A 17440-nucleotide genomic window follows, 5' to 3' on the forward strand; every position below is an offset into this window, starting at 1 on the left:
TTTGAAGCAGCTCCATCTGGAACTGAAAGAACTCGGCTATGAAGGGTCATACGACCGCGTGGCGGCGTTTGCCAGGCAGTGGAAGGCGGGTCAATTGGAATGGGTCAATTCTGCGAGCAAACGAACACGTTAAGCCCATTTAGCCTGACCAGACGGCCGTAATATCCCTCCTGAAATTCGTCGGGAAGAGTTGCGGGGTAAAACAATACAAAGTCCTATTTCACCGTGCGATGTCAACGGAAATACATTCATGTTTGAGCCGTACATCAAGACAATTCGGACGGCGTAGGCACGCAGTATAGACTTGAGCTGGACTAGGTTCAATATGGAAAGTAAGCTGGTTATAGATAACGCACTTCCTCTGGTGGCGTCTCCCAGTTGTCGTTCTTACCGTCTAAGTACGTGATTGGAGCATTCACGAGCTCTTCAGGCGTCACATCGTCAAGGCAAGTTAGATTGACCGCGTAGAACTCTCCCCACCGAGGCGAGCGTCCGATTCCGAAAGAACGAACTCCGCAATGTTTGCAAAAAAGGTGTTGGTCCGTCTTTGTTAAAAATTGATATTTAGTTAGGTCGCCCTCGCCAGACATTAATCGGAAGGAACTTGGCTTAACTATGGCAGGCCAGAACCTTGCCTTAGAACAAATTGAACAGTTGCAGCGTATGGTTCCTTGGCTCAGGTCGATGTCCGCCTCAAATCGAACCGCACCGCAATGGCAACTGCCATGATAAGTTTTCACTTTCGCTCCACTTACTTGAGATGCCATCGACTTTAGCAGAGGGTTGCATATACAGCAACCTCTCTCGACCCGCTGCCGCGACAAGCTAAACAGGCAACTCCGAGGCTTGGTTGCGACACTTGCCAATGCATTTTCCGATCACACATCAATGCATTCTTATCAAAGTAGCGGTGTCGAAAAAACAAGGACGACGTCTCAGACGTACATTTAGTGCGATGGGGCCAGACCACTTCCATTGGCCAGTGCGACTACCACGGCAAAGCCTCCTCCAGGGGTGCGAAAATTGGTGGTCTGTCCCTGGAACATGCGAGCTGACATCAATTGCACCTTTCCATCGTAGACATAGTTGCGCACATCAACTTTCAGTTCCGTCGCTTGGCCCGCAACGAGAATACTCCGCACACTGGGCGGCACAAATTCCTGTGCGACATAAGTAGCGTTTAAAATTTCCTGCCACACTCTGCGCGTAAGTTTATCGCCGCGATAGGCCCCTTTGCTTCCAAATCCAGCGGCCGGCTTGAAGAACAACTTTCGGCGGCGCTCCCATAGCGATTCGCTGTTCTCAGCATTCACTAAAGTCGTGCGCGGAATGCCGGTCCTTAGCACATCGCGCAGCGTCTTCGGGACCTCCCAAGAACTGAGCAGCGACTCATCGCTCAGCACCGCAAGGATACGTTTGTCAGCATACATCGCATGAGCTCGAGGATGCGGCGTCAACACCACTTTGTCCTCAAGATATGCCATTCGCAGTGCCGTACTAAACGGCTTCTCGAGCGAGAAGTCCGTCAACCGGTTATAGACCAGATCGATCTTTTGTTCTCCGCACCACAAAGCCTCATCGTGATACTCCAGCGCCGCCGGATCCACCACAACGGCATGGACTCCGGCACGCCGAAACAATGCCGCGAACAACTCAAATTCTGGGTACAGAAACTGTTCTTCCGGCGTCTCGTCGACAATCGCGATGCCGCGCAAAGGCGCGTCACCGCGCTGGAGACGCCATTCCTCAAAGAACATTTCTAGGAAGGTACGTTCTTGCGACGACAACACTCCGTCCGCATCTGCGCACGGCGTCCCCTGCTGCAGGCCCAAAGTTCTCACCAGATGCGCATTGAGCAATGCACCGCCTGCGTTGGTGTTGATTTCGATCAATTGAGGTTCACCTTCGCCGAGGTGGAAATCGTAGCCAAAAAACACCCCGCGCGCGCCCTTTTCGATGCTGGCAATATCTGGAGACCACTGTCGCACGTGAGCCTGAAACGCTGGCAGGGCCACGACAGACTCGATTGAAAAAATCAGTTCTGCCATCGATCGAGCCTGAGCGTGTGTGACGCAATACGGCGCAGGTGAAAACAAATGCGGACGCCCTATAACGTCCAGTACGGAGGGAGGGACCTGGGCATACCAGGTATGGTCCTGGTTACGCGAGGACACCAAGGCTTGGCTACTGCTATCTGCGTTCAAATGAATTGTCATTGCAGGAAATCCTCCAGAATTCAAAGGCAACACGCGGTAATTGTTGCAAATGCTATCATTTTTCACATGTAGTTGTCAGATTTTTCCTTAAATGCTAACTTTTATAAAAAAGTTAAAATTTAACATCATTTAACACCATTTAACGCAAGTACCGTGTAAAATCAGCAAGAAAATATTGTCGTGAAATTTCCATTTCATGCGTATTTTGGATATATTTACTTGACGCCTTTCAGGCATGCAGTAGCCCAGCGAAGACTCAAGAACAGAGACATCATGTTGATAGTTAATTAAATTAACAATAAGGAACATCAGAGATGCGATCCACTGGCGGCACTTCTTCCCCCCTCGACTGTATCCAAAAGGCAGTGCATGGCTTGATGACACGTCATGGCGTATCACCAAGGCAGCATTCGAACAAGCTGGCCGAAATTCTCGCGCTAAGCTATTCGCAGGCGCACCGTATCCTCAATGGCGGCGACTGGACCATCCTCCAGCTATCTTCGGTCGCCGAGCATTTCGGCGAGAACCTACGTAGTTTGCTAGTCGGCCCAGAGACGCCTGTGGTGATTTCGCTGGGACCTGACAAGGAATCGCGCGAAGCGGATTTCATTATCGGAGAACATCATCTACCCTGTCGGGTTACGCTTGGGGCACAGCTATTCCATCCGCCGCGCAATGTCGACTATGTTGCGCTCGAGACCCCGGATGGATTAGAAATCGTCGCCTCCGATCTCTGTCCGGAACATGCAAAGAAATTCAAGATTGAGCGTATCGAGATTTCGATACGCCAGCCCAACGCCCCAGCCATTGCCGTGGTGGACGATGAAAAGCCGTCCGCCGACAACCTGCGCGATTACCTGAACGATTGCGGCTTCCAGGCCACTGCTTTCTATGATTCGGTAGCGCTCGAAAAAGCAAACCAAGAGCGCAAATTCGACGGCTATGTCATTGACTGGATCCTGGGCGAGCAAACCTCTGAATCGCTGATCCAGCAAATCCGCACCTCCGTCAATCCCAGCGCGTCCATTATCCTGCTGACCGGCCAATATGACTCAAGCCGCATGAACGTCTCCGAGGTAGCTAGGGTTGTCCGCCAGTTTGACGTGGTCTATCAGGAAAAACCAACACGTTCGCCGGTCATTGCGGCAGAACTGTCCAAGGCGTGCGACTGCTGAAACTGTCGGGAAATCTACGCTTGCGGCGCGCCTGGCTGCGCGCCGCCGGATGATGTCAGTAGGTCTACCGGCAGCAGGACGCAGAAACGAGTCCCGCGTCCTAATTCGGAGACCACCGTTACCTTACCGCCCAACAACGCGACCAGCCGTTGCACTATCGCAAGTCCCAAACCCGCCCCGTCAAGTCGGCGTGACGCCCCGTTATCAAGCTGAGTGAACGGCTCAAACAAATGCGGTAGATTTTCTGGCGCAATCCCTGGACCAGCATCCTCCACGGTAAGTTTGAGCTGCCACGGCGCCTGATCGCTTTCCTTTTCCAGCACTAGTTCGGATGACACCGTAACCGGTCCCGCAGATGCATATTTGATTGCATTGCTAACCAGATTCGTCAAGATTTGCTGTATACGGTGGGCGTCGGCTACGATCATATAGTCTGACCTAGGGCCAGCCTGCTCCAGTCCCAGGCCCTTCCCCTCTGCCTGAAACTTCAGATCGTTAAGGACGCGCTTGACTAGCTCGTTCGGCGTGAACTCATTGCGCCGTAAAGCGACGCGCCCGGATTCCAGTCTGGCATATTCGGTCAAGTCCTGCATGTGCGCCTGTAGGCGGCTAGCACCGCTATTGAGCCGTTCAATCACCTCCAATTCGCGCGCGGTCTTGATGCGGCTGGCCAGCAAATCAACTGACGAAATAATGGTCTGCAATGGCGACTTCAATTCGTGACTGACGATCCCTAGCACCGTGGTCTTGGCAAACACCTCTTCCCGCAGCCGGGCCATCTCGCGGCTGTGCTTCTGTGTCAATTCGTCACAGGCATGCTGAGCCTTACGGTACCACCGCTGCTCAATCAGATAGGTTAGCAGGCCGAGCACCAGAGCCGTCCACAGCACCAGCCAGCACTTGAACAGACCGCGGCGCCTATCCTCATCGCCACTCAACGACGAACGCAGGCGCTGTATTTCCTCAAAATGCGCCGTGGTGGCGGCATCTTCTGCCGCACGCCGCAGCTCCTCCAAATGAAGCGCCAGCCCGTCCCCATCGTCGCGCCCTTCCTGCAGGCTGGTCAAATCAGCCTGTACCCGTAGCATCAATTCGCGCAAAATACCATCCGTTGCCTGACCCGAACGGGCAATGTTGCCGGTGCCTGCCTCCCGCAACTGCGATGTCAGCAGCTGGTACTTAGCTTCGAGCTCCTGGTAAGAGCGAGCCAACCGAGAAGTATCATGCTCCAGCCCGCTTGCATACCGGATTGTCCGTATCTCCAATTCGTCAAGCTGACCGCGGAACTTGCTGACAGCCCACAAGTATTCACCGATTGAGGCGCTCGCTGTGGCATCGCGCCCTGCGAATAACAAGCTGGAACCGAAGATGGTGGCAGCGATGGTGGCGAGCATAGCCGCGAGCAGGCAGGAGGCTACCAATATCCAGGAATAGCGTAGTAGTCGTTTCATTTCACCAAAACATGGATGACTTCACGGCGCGAGCCACAGCGGAATTTGTGACCGCCGCAGCCCAACTCATTTCGCCACGCGCGTCCCCGCCATTCCTGTCTTGCAGCTCGCACCACCGGGAAACTGCCTAGGCTTAAAAGCTCAAACCGCGATTGTCGTAGAAATACGTGCATTTCTCAATGGTGCAATCATCTTCCCGTGCGTTACAAGCTGCAAGTACTATCGAAAACCGTGAAATCAGCCGCAATGTGTCAGGCATCAATTCCCACAGGAATCAAATGTCCCATGCGCGGCAAGCGATTTCTCAACGCCGGGCCGGTCATGATGGTGGTCGCGATGGCCATTATCACCAGCATGGTAAACACATCGCGCGGGATGAAGCCAAGGTCAAAGCCGATGTTTAGCACTATCAGCTCCATCAATGCGCGCGTATTCATCAACGCACCGATGGTACTGCTCTCACTGGCGCTGAGCCCTCCCAGGCGCGCACCGACGAATGCTCCCCCCAGTTTGCCCAACGTTGCAGTAACCAAGAACACCAGGCACCAGCTCCACAAAGTCATGGTATCCAGCCCTGCGATATTGGTCCGCAAGCCAGTGTAAGTGAAGAACACCGGCAGAAAGAACACCATCACGAAGTCACCCACGGATTTCTTCCATGCTTCGACAAACGCGTGATTGTCATGCATCAGGACGCCCATCATGAATCCACCGAAAATTGCGAAAATTCCGATCTTGAATGTCGCCATGGCTGACAGGAAGATTAGCGCCAGCATGATTGCCATCAAATCACCACTGATTCGCGCCTGTTCAAATGCGAACCTCTTCATCAATCGACGTAATATCGGACGGACGGCGAATAGGCAGATTAGACAATACAAGGCCAGGCTTCCGAGTTGCATCAGCGTGTGCTGCAAAGAGAACTGGCCAAGGGCGAGAGAAGAGATTACCGCTAAGAGTATCCAGCCGACGACATCGTTTACCGCCGCAGCACTGATGGCAATCGCTCCAACATGGGTACGAGTCAGCCCATACTCAGCCATAATGCGCCCCAAGATCGGCACCGCCGTAATCGACAGCGCAGTGCCAACAAATAGGCTGTACGGCAGCACCGGTACATCCGACGCCAGATACGGAGCTGACAGAACGCCCAAGCCGATGCCCAACGCGAATGGCAAGCCAATCGACAGTATCGAAATCCAGCTAACCGCTTTACGGTTACGCTTATCGGTTAGGTGCGAAAATTCAAAATCCATCCCGATCTGGAACATCAGCAAGATCAAGCCAATCTGGCTAAGGATGTTAATCGGGAGTGACGGCGCACTTTTGAACAAGAAGTCTGCCACATCAGGAAATACTTGCCCCAACAGCGACGGCCCCAAAATCAGGCCCGCGATCATCTCACCAACCGCGCGCGGTTGGCCAAAGTTGCGCGCAATCTGGCCAGCGATACGGGCGACGACCATGATGATCACTAGTTGAATTAGTACAAAGAACAACGTGTGTTCTAGCGCGTGTACCGAAGAAGCCGCCGACGCGGCCGAGGCTACTACGTTTGCATTACTCATTTCGTCCTCTTGGCTAAGGTGATGGTCATGGCATAACGCCATGGCAGTTAATTGACGGCAGCATGCTGCTGCAACTGCCCCGCGTGCATAAGAACTGCAAGCAGTAGCTAGCAGGTCATGAACCCTGGCCAGCCAACTGAAAAAATTGTTGCGGGCGATGCGCTGCGCGTAGCTTGCTGAGTGCGCGCCCGCAAGATGGCGATCGCGTACAAGCCGAAGTCGTCAGTAATGACATTGGCGACATCGAAACCGCTGGCCACAGCCAGCTGTGTGATCATTTCCGTCGAATATTTCTGCGACTGCTCGGTATATATGGTCTCGCCGCAAACAAAGTTGAACTCGCGGTCCAAAATGCGGCTACGTACTGTCTGCCGGCGCTTGCTGACCAGGAAGCTCCGTGCCGTCCCGTCTAAAGGCGAATAGCTGGCGTAATGCGAGAAATGCTCGGTATCGAAATCCATCTCCAACTCACGGTTCAGACGTCGCAGCAGATTCATGTTGAACGCCGCGGTAACACCCTGCGAATCGTTATATGCCGCCAAAATCATGCCAGGATCTTTTTTGAGATCCAACCCAAGCAACAGCACATCACCCACCAGCAATCGCGACCTCACCCGTGACAACAAATCGACAGACTGCTTCTGATTTAAGTTGCCTAGGTTGCTGCCAAGTAGCATGACCACCTGCCGATGCGAGGGTGGCGTTCCAGGCCAGCGCTCGAAGTAGTCTCCCTGGATAGGGCGGAGCGGAAGCGCTGGCAGCTCCGCTTGAAAGCGTCGCTGCAAATCAGTCAGCGCGTGTTTCGATACATCGATCGGGTGGTATGTGCACTGGACACCTTGGCGCAGTAGCGCCTCGCAAAGTGAGACGGTTTTTGCGCCGTCGCCGCTGCCCAATTCAATGAGATCCACCGCAAGTGCATCCGGCGCGATCCACTTTGCCAGTTCGCCTGACTGATTGTGGAGAATGCCAAGCTCCGTACGCGTCAGGTAATATTCCGGTAACGCCATGATGTGCTGGAATAAACGTGAGCCTTCATCGTCGTAGAACCACTTCGACGGTAGGAATTTCTGTTCTGCGCTTAGCCCGGCAATCACATCTCTCGCCAACGCTGCATCGACTGCCAACGTGGTTGCCGGACGTTTCGCGTGGTTCAGCGCTAAATGCATTTCTATCATGGTATATAGTCCGCTCAAACTTGGCTGGCCTGAAGGTCCCGGGCAGGGCGAATCCCGGTGTACTGCCAGCGCATATGGGGTGGAAAGAAATTGCGGTAGGTCGATCGCGCATGGCCAACCGGCGTGGCAAAGGAAGCCCCACGCAAAACCATTTGATTCAACATGAACTTGCCGTTGTATTCGCTAGCAGCACCAAGGTAAGTCTTGAAACCGGGGTACGGAAGATAAGCACTGCCGGTCCACTCCCAGCGCTGGCCCCATAAAAATTTCGGCGCTACCGCCTCCCATTCGAACTCGGTGGGCAGACGCCAGCCAGCCCAGCAGCAAAATGCGGAGGCTTCAAAGAAGCTGACATGCGTTACAGGTGCTTCTGGCAGCAGCGCACGTTGGCCCGCCAGCGTGTAATGCTCCAGATCGGTGCTCCCGGCCCTGGATGTGCGCCAGTAAAGCGGCAACCGATCCGAATGGTGCTGCAACCAGTCCCAGCCTTCCGCATGCCAGAACTCGAAACGCCGGTAACCTCCGTCAAGGATAAAGGCTTGGTATTCCGCATTAGTCACCAACGCGGACCGCACCTGCGTGGCGGGAACCAACACTGCATGCCTCGGTTTCTCGTTATCAAATGCGAAACCGATGCCACCGTGACCGATCTCGCATAGGCCGCCAGCAAAATCAATCCACTCGCGGCGTAGCGACAAGTCCTCTCCCGCATGCTCGCTAAACGTATCGACCACACCGTCAACAACGCTCTCATAAACCGGCGTTAGCGGATTCATGCCCAGAATGTACTTGATATCGGTGAGCAGCAGCTCCTGATGCTGCTCTTCGTGCTGCAACCCCAGCTCCACCAGTTCAGTTGCTTCGGGTGACAACGTCGCCTCCAGCAATGCCAGCATCGCCCTGTCGACATGATGTCGATAGGCCAACGTCTCCGCCACCGTCGGCCGGCTCAAGCTGCCGCGCAGATCGCGGGCAATACGCGCCCCCTGGCTTTCGTAATAGCTATTGAAGATATAACTATAAGCGTCATTAAATACCCGGTATCCCGGGCTAAAACGCACCAGCACAAGCGTTTCAAAGAACCAGGCTGTGTGGCCAAGATGCCATTTAGGTGGGCTAACCTCGATCACAGGCTGCGGCACGTGGTCCTCTGGCACCAGCGACGCACAGAGAAGCTCCGTGCGCCGGCGAATTTTGCCATATCGACTAGCCAAGGCAAGCATAGTCATGGCACCCTCTGAGTGCCACCGCCTGCCAATTGCAGGCTACCCTCATCGCCGGCCGTCTCTACCGCACTAACAGGTAGACGCTCCGGCCAACCTCCAGCCATGGCCCTATATAGGGTCACTGCGGCCACAGCGCTCCGGGTACGGCTGTCAGCCGAGGCCTCCTGCGCTTCCAGCAATACCCGTTCAGCGTCAAGCAGCTCGTACAGGCCGATCTCACCAGCCTGGTAGCGCAGGCGCGCCAATCTGGCCGCCTGCGCACTGTCTTGGGCAGCGCGGGAGAGCATATCGTCTTCGCTGCGGGTACGGGAATAACGCACTAATGCATTTTCAGTATCCTCCAGTGCCAGCAACACAGTCTGCTGATAATGCGCCAGTTCAGCGCGAGCATCCGCAGAACTCGCCGCAATACGAGCCCGCACTCGTCCGACATCAAGGAAGGACCAGTCAATGCCCAGCAAGCCGTAATTCGACTGGCTGCTACTGCGGAACATGGCGTCGCGATGGAAAGCTTGATATCCCAGCAGTCCGCTAAAGCTAAGGCGTGGAAACAGAGCAGCCTTCGCCACGCCGATATCTGCGGTCGCCGCATGTAGGCGGGCTTCGGCGGCGGCGATATCGGGTCGGCGGCGCAAGACGTCGGCGGGACTGTCTGGGTCGATGGAGGCAGGCAAAGCAGGCAGCGGACGTGCAGTGCTCAATTCCGTCTGCAGCATTCCAGGAGTTCTCCCCGTAAGCACCGCCAGGCGATGTTGTGTCACCGCGATCTGCGCCTCCAATGCTGGCTCGCGAGATGCCGTCATTTCGAACTGTGCCTTCGCACGTGTCGCATCAAACTCCGTCCCTCGTCCCGCCTTTAGACGCACATCCACCAGATCCAGCATCTGCCGTTGATTGCTGATGTTTTCACGTACCACACGCAGGCGTTCCTGCAGTCCGCGCAGCTCCATATAACTACGGGCAGTGTCCGTGGCAATCAGCACCTGCATGCCGGCCAGGTCGCTGGCACTAGCGCTGACCAGAGCGCTCCTGCCTTCCACCTCACGCCGCACTCGGCCAAACAAGTCCAGCTCCCAGCTGGCATGAACGCCAGCATCATAAGTGGCATGGCTGCGCGGAAAGCCGTACGATTGATCCTCGCTCACTTTCTGGCGTCCCAACTCGGCACGCGTAGTCAGCGTGGGAAGATAATCAAATTTGCTCTCCGCCAGCAAGGCATTGGTGCTGTCATAGCGCGCCAATGCGACGCGCAGATCTGCATTGCTAGCAAGAGCTTGTTCAATCAATGCGTTCAACTGCGCGTCTTCAAAGTGCTCCCAAAAGACCGTTCCCGCCTTCTTTTCTGCTGGTGCCGCAGCAATCTGGTTACTGAATTTTTCAGGCACGGCCGAAGCTGGTTTGTGAAAATCTGGCCCGACAGCACAACCGGATAGCGCAGCCAACCAGACAGCCATCGTCATGATCTGGCTGCGTGGGCGCACCAATCTCCCGGCCCTATTAGGCTCACGCGCATATGTCATATCAATCATGAGTGTTCTCCAGGACAGGTTGATGAGGAGCGAGCGGCGCAGTCGCCTGCGCCTTGCGCCAGCGCATACCAAGGGCGTCACCTAGCCTGCGCAGCGATACATAAAATATCGGTGTCAGGAACAAACCAAACAGCGTCACGCCCAGCATGCCTGAGAAGACCGTTACACCGGTTGCCGCGCGCACCTCACTGCCTGCCCCATGGCCTACCAGCAGCGGCACCGAGCCAGCAATAAACGCCAACGAAGTCATTAAGATCGGACGTAGACGCAGCACACTGGCACGCAATGCGGCTTCGGTGATGCTCATCCCATTTTGTTCCAGCTCACGCGCAAACTCGACGATCAAGATGGCGTTTTTGCTGGCCAGCCCCATCAGGACGACCAAGCCCACCTGGACGAAGATATTGTTATCTCCGCCGCTGAGTTTTACTCCCAACAAGGCTGCACACATGCAGACCGGAACGATCAGCAGCACGGCGAGCGGCAACGTCCAGCTCTCATACAGCGCCGCTAATACCAGGAACGCCAGCAAGATCGCAAATAGGAACACCACTGGCGCCGAGCCGCTCTGCATCACTTGCTGATAGCTCAGATCGCTCCATTCGAGTGTGACCCCGGTTGGAAGAACTTTGCCAGCAATACCGTTCAGCGTGGCGATCGCCTGGCCTGACGACATTTGACGCGGATCAGCATCACCAATCAGATCCGCCGCCGGATAGCCGTTGTAGCGCACCACTGGATCGGGACCGTAGCTCGAAACCACATTGACCATCGAACTGATCGGTACCATTTCCCCTTGGCGATTACGGGTGAAAATATTGCCGATATCTTCTACACGCTGGCGATGAACGCTATCTGCCTGTGCCATGACGCGATAGACGCGGCCGAACTGGTTAAAGTCATTGACATATACAGATCCCAGGTAGGTCTGCACACTGTCAAATAGATCGTTCAAGGCAACGCCCTGAGCCTTGGCTTTGACTCGATCAACCTCAATATCCAGTTGCGGGATATTGGCCTGGTAGGCGCTGACTGGAAAGCTCATGCCTGGTGTCTGAGCAACCGTACCACGGTAGGAGTTCAAGGCATCCTGTAGCGCGCCATAACCTAGTCCAGAGCGATCTTCCAGGAACAAGGAGTAGCCAGAGCCGTTGCCCAAACCTTGAATCGCGGGGGGCAGCATCGCAAACGCGTAGCCATTCTGGATGCGAGAGAATTTCTGGTTCAGCTCAGCATTAATGTCAGCGATGCTGCGCTTACGCTGATCGAAAGGTTTCAGGATTACGTATGCTGCCGTCATGTTCGGGGTGCTGGTTTGCTGCAGGGCATTCATGCCGGGATAGGCCGAAACAGTCTCCACACCATCCACACCGCGCGCGATCTCAATGAGCTCGCGTGTCACAGCATCTGTGCGAGCCAGAGAAGCACCTTCCGGCAGTTTGGCACCAGCGAATAGGTAGAGTTTGTCCTGATTCGGGATGAAGCCTTCCGGTACCGCCTGGAATAGGTACGCAGTCGCGCCCATCAGCACAGCGTACACGAAGAACACCAGGCCGCGGCGATGCATACTGCGCGTGACAACGCCTTCATATGCCGCCGAGCCGCCTTGGAAGAATCGATGCAATGCATCCAATGTTCGCGCCAGCACACCATGGGATGTGGCAGACTGCTGTCGAACAGCGGCGTGCGGTAGCAGCAACTTCGCGGCCAGCGCTGGCGACAGCGTCAGCGAATTGACCGTCGAAATCACCGTCGAAATGGCAATCGTCACGGCAAACTGCTTATAGAACTGGCCTGTCACCCCTGACATAAAGGCCATCGGGATAAATACCGCGCACAACACCAGCGCGATCGCGACGATTGGCCCTGATACCTCCTTCATCGCCCGATGCGCGGCGTCGTTTGGCGACAAGCCCTTGCCTATATTACGCTCGACGTTTTCCACCACCACAATGGCATCGTCAACCACGATACCGATCGCCAGCACCAAACCGAATAGGGTCAGCGTATTGATGGAATAGCCGAACAGGTACAGGCCGGCGAACGTGCCAACAATGGACACTGGTACAGCAACCAGCGGAATCACGGAAGCACGCCAGGTACGCAAGAACAGGATTACCACCACCACCACCAGCACCAGCGACTCTAGCAGAGTGAGTTTGACTGCATTGATCGACTCGCGCACAAACGTTGTTGGATCCCACACGGGTTTGTAACTAATCCCCTGAGGGAAATTACGCGACAGTTCATCTAGCTTGGCATACATAGCTTTTGCCACCGTCAGCGCGTTGGCTCCCGGGGACAAGAAGATGCCTATAGTCGCCTGATTCTGATTGTCGACAATAGCGCGCAAGCTGTAGTCGCCGGCACCCAACTCAATGCGCGCCACATCAGACAACTTTGTGACCTGACCGTCCGAACCGCTCTTAACCACGATATCGCCGAACTCCCCCTCACTACGCAGGCGACCACGCACATTGATCGACAACATGTAGTCACTGGTAGACGGATTCGGCTCAGCGCCAAGCTGACCAGCCGACACCTGGACGTTCTGTTCGCGGATAGCACGCACCGCATCACTAGCAGTTAATCCGCGCGTGGCCAGCTTATTGGGATCAAGCCACACACGCATCGCGTAATCACCGGCACCGATCAGTTTGATATCACCAACCCCCGCTATCCTTGCCAGTTCATCCTTGACGTGTAGCGTGAGGTAGTTACGCAGATACAGCGAATCGCGCTTATTATCAGACGACAGCAGGCTTACATACATCAACGGCGTGGGTGACTGTTTCTGGGTCGTCACGCCATATTGGCGCACCGCCTCAGGCAAGCGACTAAGCGCTTGGCTAACCCGGTTCTGTACCCGCACCGCCGCCGTATCTGGAGGTACGCTCGGCTGGAAGGTCACTACCACCTGCAAGCTACCATCCGAGCTTGCGACCGACTTCATATACGCCATGCCGTCAACGCCATTGATCGCTTCCTCTAAAGGCACTGCAACCGATTCAGCTATCTCCTTAGGGTTGGCGCCCGGATAGACCGCCCTTACCACGACACTTGGCGGTACCACTTCCGGATATTCACTAGTAGGCAACAACGGTATTGCGATCAACCCCAGTAGGAAGATCACGACCGACAGGACAACGGCGAAGGTCGGGCGATTAATAAAGAATTTTGGGAAATCCACCGGCGTCCTCCTTATTTGGCCACACTGGCAGGGTTAGCCGCCGTGTTCAGAGTAGCCCGCACAGGTTTGACTGGCATCCCCGGGTAAAAGATCTTCAGCGTCCCGCTGACGATCACCTGGTCATTCGGGTCAAGTCCAGACCGCACGACACGCATCGCATGGCCCTGTCCCGACTCATCAACCAGCGGACCAAGCACCAGATCCTTGCGCATTGCCTTGTTATCCTTGCTGACCACGTAAATGAATTTTTTGTCCTGGTCGGTTAGAACGGCCTTGTCATCGATCACCATCGCTTTGAATTGTCCGCTGCCGTCCAGCTTTACTCTCGCATACATGCCCGGGGTAAGCGTCTTGTCGGCGTTTGGCAACACCGCGCGGATACGGATGGTCCCTGTATTGGGGTCGATGCGGTTATCGAGAAAATCGACTTTGCCGGTGCGCGGGAAGTCCACCTCGTTTGCCACGTTGACGCGAACGAAGTCTGATCCACTGCGCTTGCCGCTGTTTTGCAGGCGGCTCTGGTAACGCTGGTAGCTCTTTTCGTCACAATCGAAATACACATACATTGCGTTCTGCGAGACGAGCGTGGTTAATACGCTCTGGTCCGCCTGGGCGAGATTGCCAACCGTCAGCAAGGCGCTACTGACACGCCCCGCCACCGGAGCACGCACCTCCGTGAAACTGAGGTCAAGCTTCGCTTTTGCCAGCGCCGCTTCGGCACTGTGGACATCGGAATTCGCCTGCGCCAAGGCCGCCTTTCGGTTGTCAAATTCCTCACGCGAGATCGCATTGACACCGATCAGCGTCTGCGCCCTGTCCACCTGCGCACTCGCCAGTTCTGCCGCAGTCCGGGCATGCTCCAGACGCGCTGAAACGTTATGCAGCTCCGCCTGATACGGCCGCTGGTCAACCAGGAAAAGCAGGTCGCCTTTTTTGACCTCATCGCCTTCCTTGAATGCCATCCGCTCGATGTAGCCACTTACGCGTGGCCGTACCGCCACCGAATCGATCGCACTCACCCTGCCATTAAACTCATCCCAGCTATGCACATCGCGCTCCTGCACCTCCGACACCATGACTTCGGGTGCAGGCATTCCCCCACCACCGGACGCCACGCTGGAATTGCATCCTGCCAGCGGCATTGCGGCGGCAGCTACGCAAAGCAACTGCAATCCTAGCCAAACATTGTTGTGTCTTAATTTCATTTCCAAACTCCTATAGCGGTGAAATTGGGAAACAGCTGTTACTTGAGAGCAGTCTCGAAATGGCTTTGTCGTGGCCATGATTACCGCCAAGACAAGATTGCAAGAATTTAAAATTGTTGCAATTTACCCACAACTTGCCAACGTTCCAGGAATCATCCATCTATCGCCAAACGATTCCATCGACTCGTTGCAAGCTCAGATGAGCTGTCAGGGCATTCAAATAATTTCCATATAATGCAAATATAGATGCCTTGCTCATAGAAAAAGCTGAATCAATTAGCTCTAAACGACATTAAAAATCAAATTTAGCTTGATATGGAATGTAGATCGAGCAATAGTTTCACGTCAAGCCATTTAGTTTATTTTTTTCATAGCTTTTTTACCAATCACCGTGCTAGGATGCAGCCATAGCTCGCAAATATTGCAAATGAACACATAATTCACAAGAAAAACACGTACATTCTGCGTGAATATTGCCTATTTGAACTAAATCTAGACTCCTGCAGTAAAAATTGGAGATATTTTTGAATTTTATTTCCATTAAATGGAAATATCATCGAAAAGTGATGTTGCTGTAACCGTAAAATTTTTGACTTTTGAGGTCCAAAATGACATACGCATCAGACACAACAATCAACGAGAAGAGTGTTCCTGCGCAAAACGCGCTGGACGGACGTCAGGTGGCGGCACTCGAGCCATCGATCGACATAGTCAGCCGTCCGCAACCATCCGCCAGCACGCGGTTTCGTTACGGCAATGCCAGCAGCCAATTTGCCGAATTGCGCGTCCCAGGCGGCAGCGGCGTCTATCCGGTGGTGGTGGGCATTCATGGTGGCTGGTGGCGCGCGGGGTATGGTCTGGAGACCCATTCCCATCTGTGCCATGCCTTGACCGAAGCCGGATATGCCAGCTGGAATATTGAATATCGCCGCCTGGGCGAACCTGGCTGCACTTGGATGGAGACGCTGGAGGATGTCGGCAGCGCTATCGACTATTTGGCGCGTATTGCAGACGATTACGCGCTCGATCTGTCTCGTGTTGTGACTTTGGGCTTTTCCGCCGGCGGGCAACTGGCGATGTGGGCGGCAGCACGTCCCAATCTGCCTCGCGCGCATCCGCTGCGCACACCAGCACCGTTACCCATCAAGGCCGGCGTCTCCCTCGCAGGTGCGCTTGACCTCGCACGCTGCGCAGAACTTGGTTTGAGCAATAACGTGGTGCAGGAGTTTCTGGGAGGTGATGTCGCTACTGTGCCGCATCATTACGCATACAGTTCGCCCATCGAACTGCTGCCGCTGGCCATTCCTCAGGTCCTTATCCATGGTACTGCAGACAGTTCCGTCCCACATGAGATTAGCGAGCGCTATGCGGCGGCGGCGAGCGCCAGCCGCGACAGCTGTGAACTGATTCTGTTGCCGACAACAGGACATTTCGAGCTGATTGATCCTCGCTCGGATGCCTGGGATGTGGTGCACCGCACGGTTGATAAGTTGACCCTGTCCACCGCTTCCGCAAGCGAACCATACAGCCCCTTATCGACTCCCGTTCAATCCAACTGAAAGGAATTTTGAGCCATGCAACAGGCCATCCCCCAACGGGCATTCCTGCCCGAAACAGACCCGCTACTTCAACTACCCAGCGCATTTAGCGCCTGGGATGAAACAGCTGCTGAGTTGCCCAGGCTGCTGGCCGCAGGGCGCGCGCGCGAAATGCTGGCACGCCTGCCACGACTCGATCCGCAGGCACTCGAAACTGCAGGAGAGCGCGAGCGAGCGCTTGGGATTCTGTCGCTATTCGGCCATGCAGCTGTCCACGAAAGCTGGCGCCAAGCTTCGGCAACGACTGTGCCGGCCAGCATCGCTGTTCCTTGGGTGAGCCTTGCATTGGCCATGAGACGCTTTCCAGTTCTAACCTACGCTTCACATGGGCAGAATAATTGGAAGCGCATCGACCCCAACGGCCCGATTCAGCTCGGTAATCTCGCCGTGCTGCGCAATTTCTTCGGCGGTCTCGACGAAAACTGGTTCGTCGCCACTCACGTCGAAATTGAAGCTCAAGCCGCACCGTTGGTCAGGTCTGTCGTGACAGGTCAGCAAGCAGTTGCTACGAAGGACCAGAGCAGTTTGCTTCGCGCCCTGCGCAGTATCGCCGACACCCTTGATGCCATGCACGCAACGCTGGTACGCGTACGAGAAAACTGTGATCCATACATTTTCTTTACGCGTGTTCAGCCATTCATGCAAGGAATGAAAAATGTGGTGTATGAAGGCGCTACTGAATATGCGGGCGTGCCGCAAAATTTTGCAGGGGGCAGCGGTGCTCAGAGCACGCTGATGCCGCTACTTGACGCGGCGCTCGGCGTGCGCCATGCAGGCGACGCCCTGATCACTTACCTGCATGAGCTACGGCGCTATATGCCGCACGCGCATCAGGAATTTTTGACGCAAGTCGAACAGGGGCATTCGATCCGCGACTACCTGATCACGCTGCACGATCGTAGTCTCAACGAACAATACAACCGCTGCATCGAAGGCCTAGGACGCTTCCGCGAAGAGCACCTGGCCATCTCGGTCGAATATATACAAAAACCCGCGCGGCAGCAGGCCAGCCTACGTGGAGAGCACGGAACCGGCGGATCACCATTTGTCGGCTATTTAGAGAAGCATCGCAAGGAAACTTTTGCCAACCTTTTACAGTGAGGT

General features: G+C 55.0%; 12 protein-coding genes. 3 read left to right on the plus strand and 9 right to left on the minus strand.

Annotated elements, in window-relative coordinates:
• Positions 1 to 341: 341 nt before the first annotated feature.
• The gene (locus tag GJ699_RS35425) at positions 342 to 767 is read right to left on the minus strand and encodes a GFA family protein (protein WP_154375159.1); all 426 of its coding nucleotides are present in this window, start codon (positions 765 to 767) and stop codon (positions 342 to 344) included.
• A 180-nt stretch (positions 768 to 947) separates the two neighbouring features.
• The gene (locus GJ699_RS08660; protein ID WP_154375161.1) at positions 948 to 2048 is read right to left on the minus strand and encodes an ATP-grasp domain-containing protein; all 1101 of its coding nucleotides are present in this window, start codon (positions 2046 to 2048) and stop codon (positions 948 to 950) included.
• 482 nt (positions 2049 to 2530) lie between these two features.
• On the opposite strand from GJ699_RS08660, the gene GJ699_RS08665 reads away from it, so the two are divergent.
• The gene (locus GJ699_RS08665; RefSeq protein WP_154375163.1) at positions 2531 to 3391 is read left to right on the plus strand and encodes a helix-turn-helix domain-containing protein; all 861 of its coding nucleotides are present in this window, start codon (positions 2531 to 2533) and stop codon (positions 3389 to 3391) included.
• A gap of 14 nt (positions 3392 to 3405) precedes the next feature.
• Here the strand turns inward: GJ699_RS08665 and GJ699_RS08670 are convergent, their stop codons facing one another.
• From GJ699_RS08670 to GJ699_RS08700, 7 genes are all read right to left on the minus strand, one after another.
• A complete protein-coding gene (locus tag GJ699_RS08670) occupies positions 3406 to 4842 on the minus strand; it encodes a sensor histidine kinase (protein WP_154375165.1) in 1437 nt (478 codons plus the stop codon).
• Between the two features lie 251 nt (positions 4843 to 5093).
• Entirely contained in the window at positions 5094 to 6410 is a 1317-nt protein-coding gene (locus GJ699_RS08675) for a cation:proton antiporter (protein ID WP_154375167.1), read from the minus strand.
• A 107-nt stretch (positions 6411 to 6517) separates the two neighbouring features.
• Positions 6518 to 7588 carry an L-histidine N(alpha)-methyltransferase gene (gene egtD / locus GJ699_RS08680; protein WP_229262023.1) on the minus strand — a complete coding sequence of 357 codons (1071 nt, stop codon included), beginning with the start codon at positions 7586 to 7588 and terminating at the stop codon, positions 6518 to 6520.
• Positions 7589 to 7602: 14 nt separating this feature from the next.
• On the minus strand, positions 7603 to 8817 hold the full coding sequence (gene egtB / locus GJ699_RS08685; RefSeq protein ID WP_154375169.1) for an ergothioneine biosynthesis protein EgtB: 1215 nt from the start codon (positions 8815 to 8817) through the stop codon (positions 7603 to 7605).
• Positions 8814 to 10274, minus strand: coding sequence for an efflux transporter outer membrane subunit (locus tag GJ699_RS08690; RefSeq protein ID WP_154375880.1), 1461 nt, complete (start codon positions 10272 to 10274; stop codon positions 8814 to 8816). Before GJ699_RS08690 ends, egtB begins: the two co-directional genes overlap by 4 nt.
• 61 nt (positions 10275 to 10335) lie before the next feature.
• Positions 10336 to 13533, minus strand: a complete 3198-nt coding sequence (locus GJ699_RS08695; RefSeq protein ID WP_371867505.1) for an efflux RND transporter permease subunit — start codon at positions 13531 to 13533, stop codon at positions 10336 to 10338.
• A gap of 11 nt (positions 13534 to 13544) precedes the next feature.
• Positions 13545 to 14738, minus strand: a complete 1194-nt coding sequence (locus GJ699_RS08700; protein WP_195763503.1) for an efflux RND transporter periplasmic adaptor subunit — start codon at positions 14736 to 14738, stop codon at positions 13545 to 13547.
• 608 nt (positions 14739 to 15346) lie between these two features.
• Here GJ699_RS08700 and GJ699_RS08705 point away from each other — a divergent pair.
• Both GJ699_RS08705 and GJ699_RS08710 read left to right on the plus strand, forming a co-directional pair.
• Complete coding sequence (locus tag GJ699_RS08705; RefSeq protein WP_154375173.1) at positions 15347 to 16297, plus strand: alpha/beta hydrolase family protein; 951 nt, start codon at positions 15347 to 15349, stop codon at positions 16295 to 16297.
• Between the two features lie 15 nt (positions 16298 to 16312).
• Positions 16313 to 17437, plus strand: coding sequence for a PrnB family protein (locus GJ699_RS08710; protein ID WP_154375175.1), 1125 nt, complete (start codon positions 16313 to 16315; stop codon positions 17435 to 17437).
• Positions 17438 to 17440 lie beyond the last annotated feature (3 nt).

The organism is Duganella guangzhouensis (assembly GCF_009674535.1).
GTDB lineage: Bacteria > Pseudomonadota > Gammaproteobacteria > Burkholderiales > Burkholderiaceae_D > Rugamonas > Rugamonas guangzhouensis.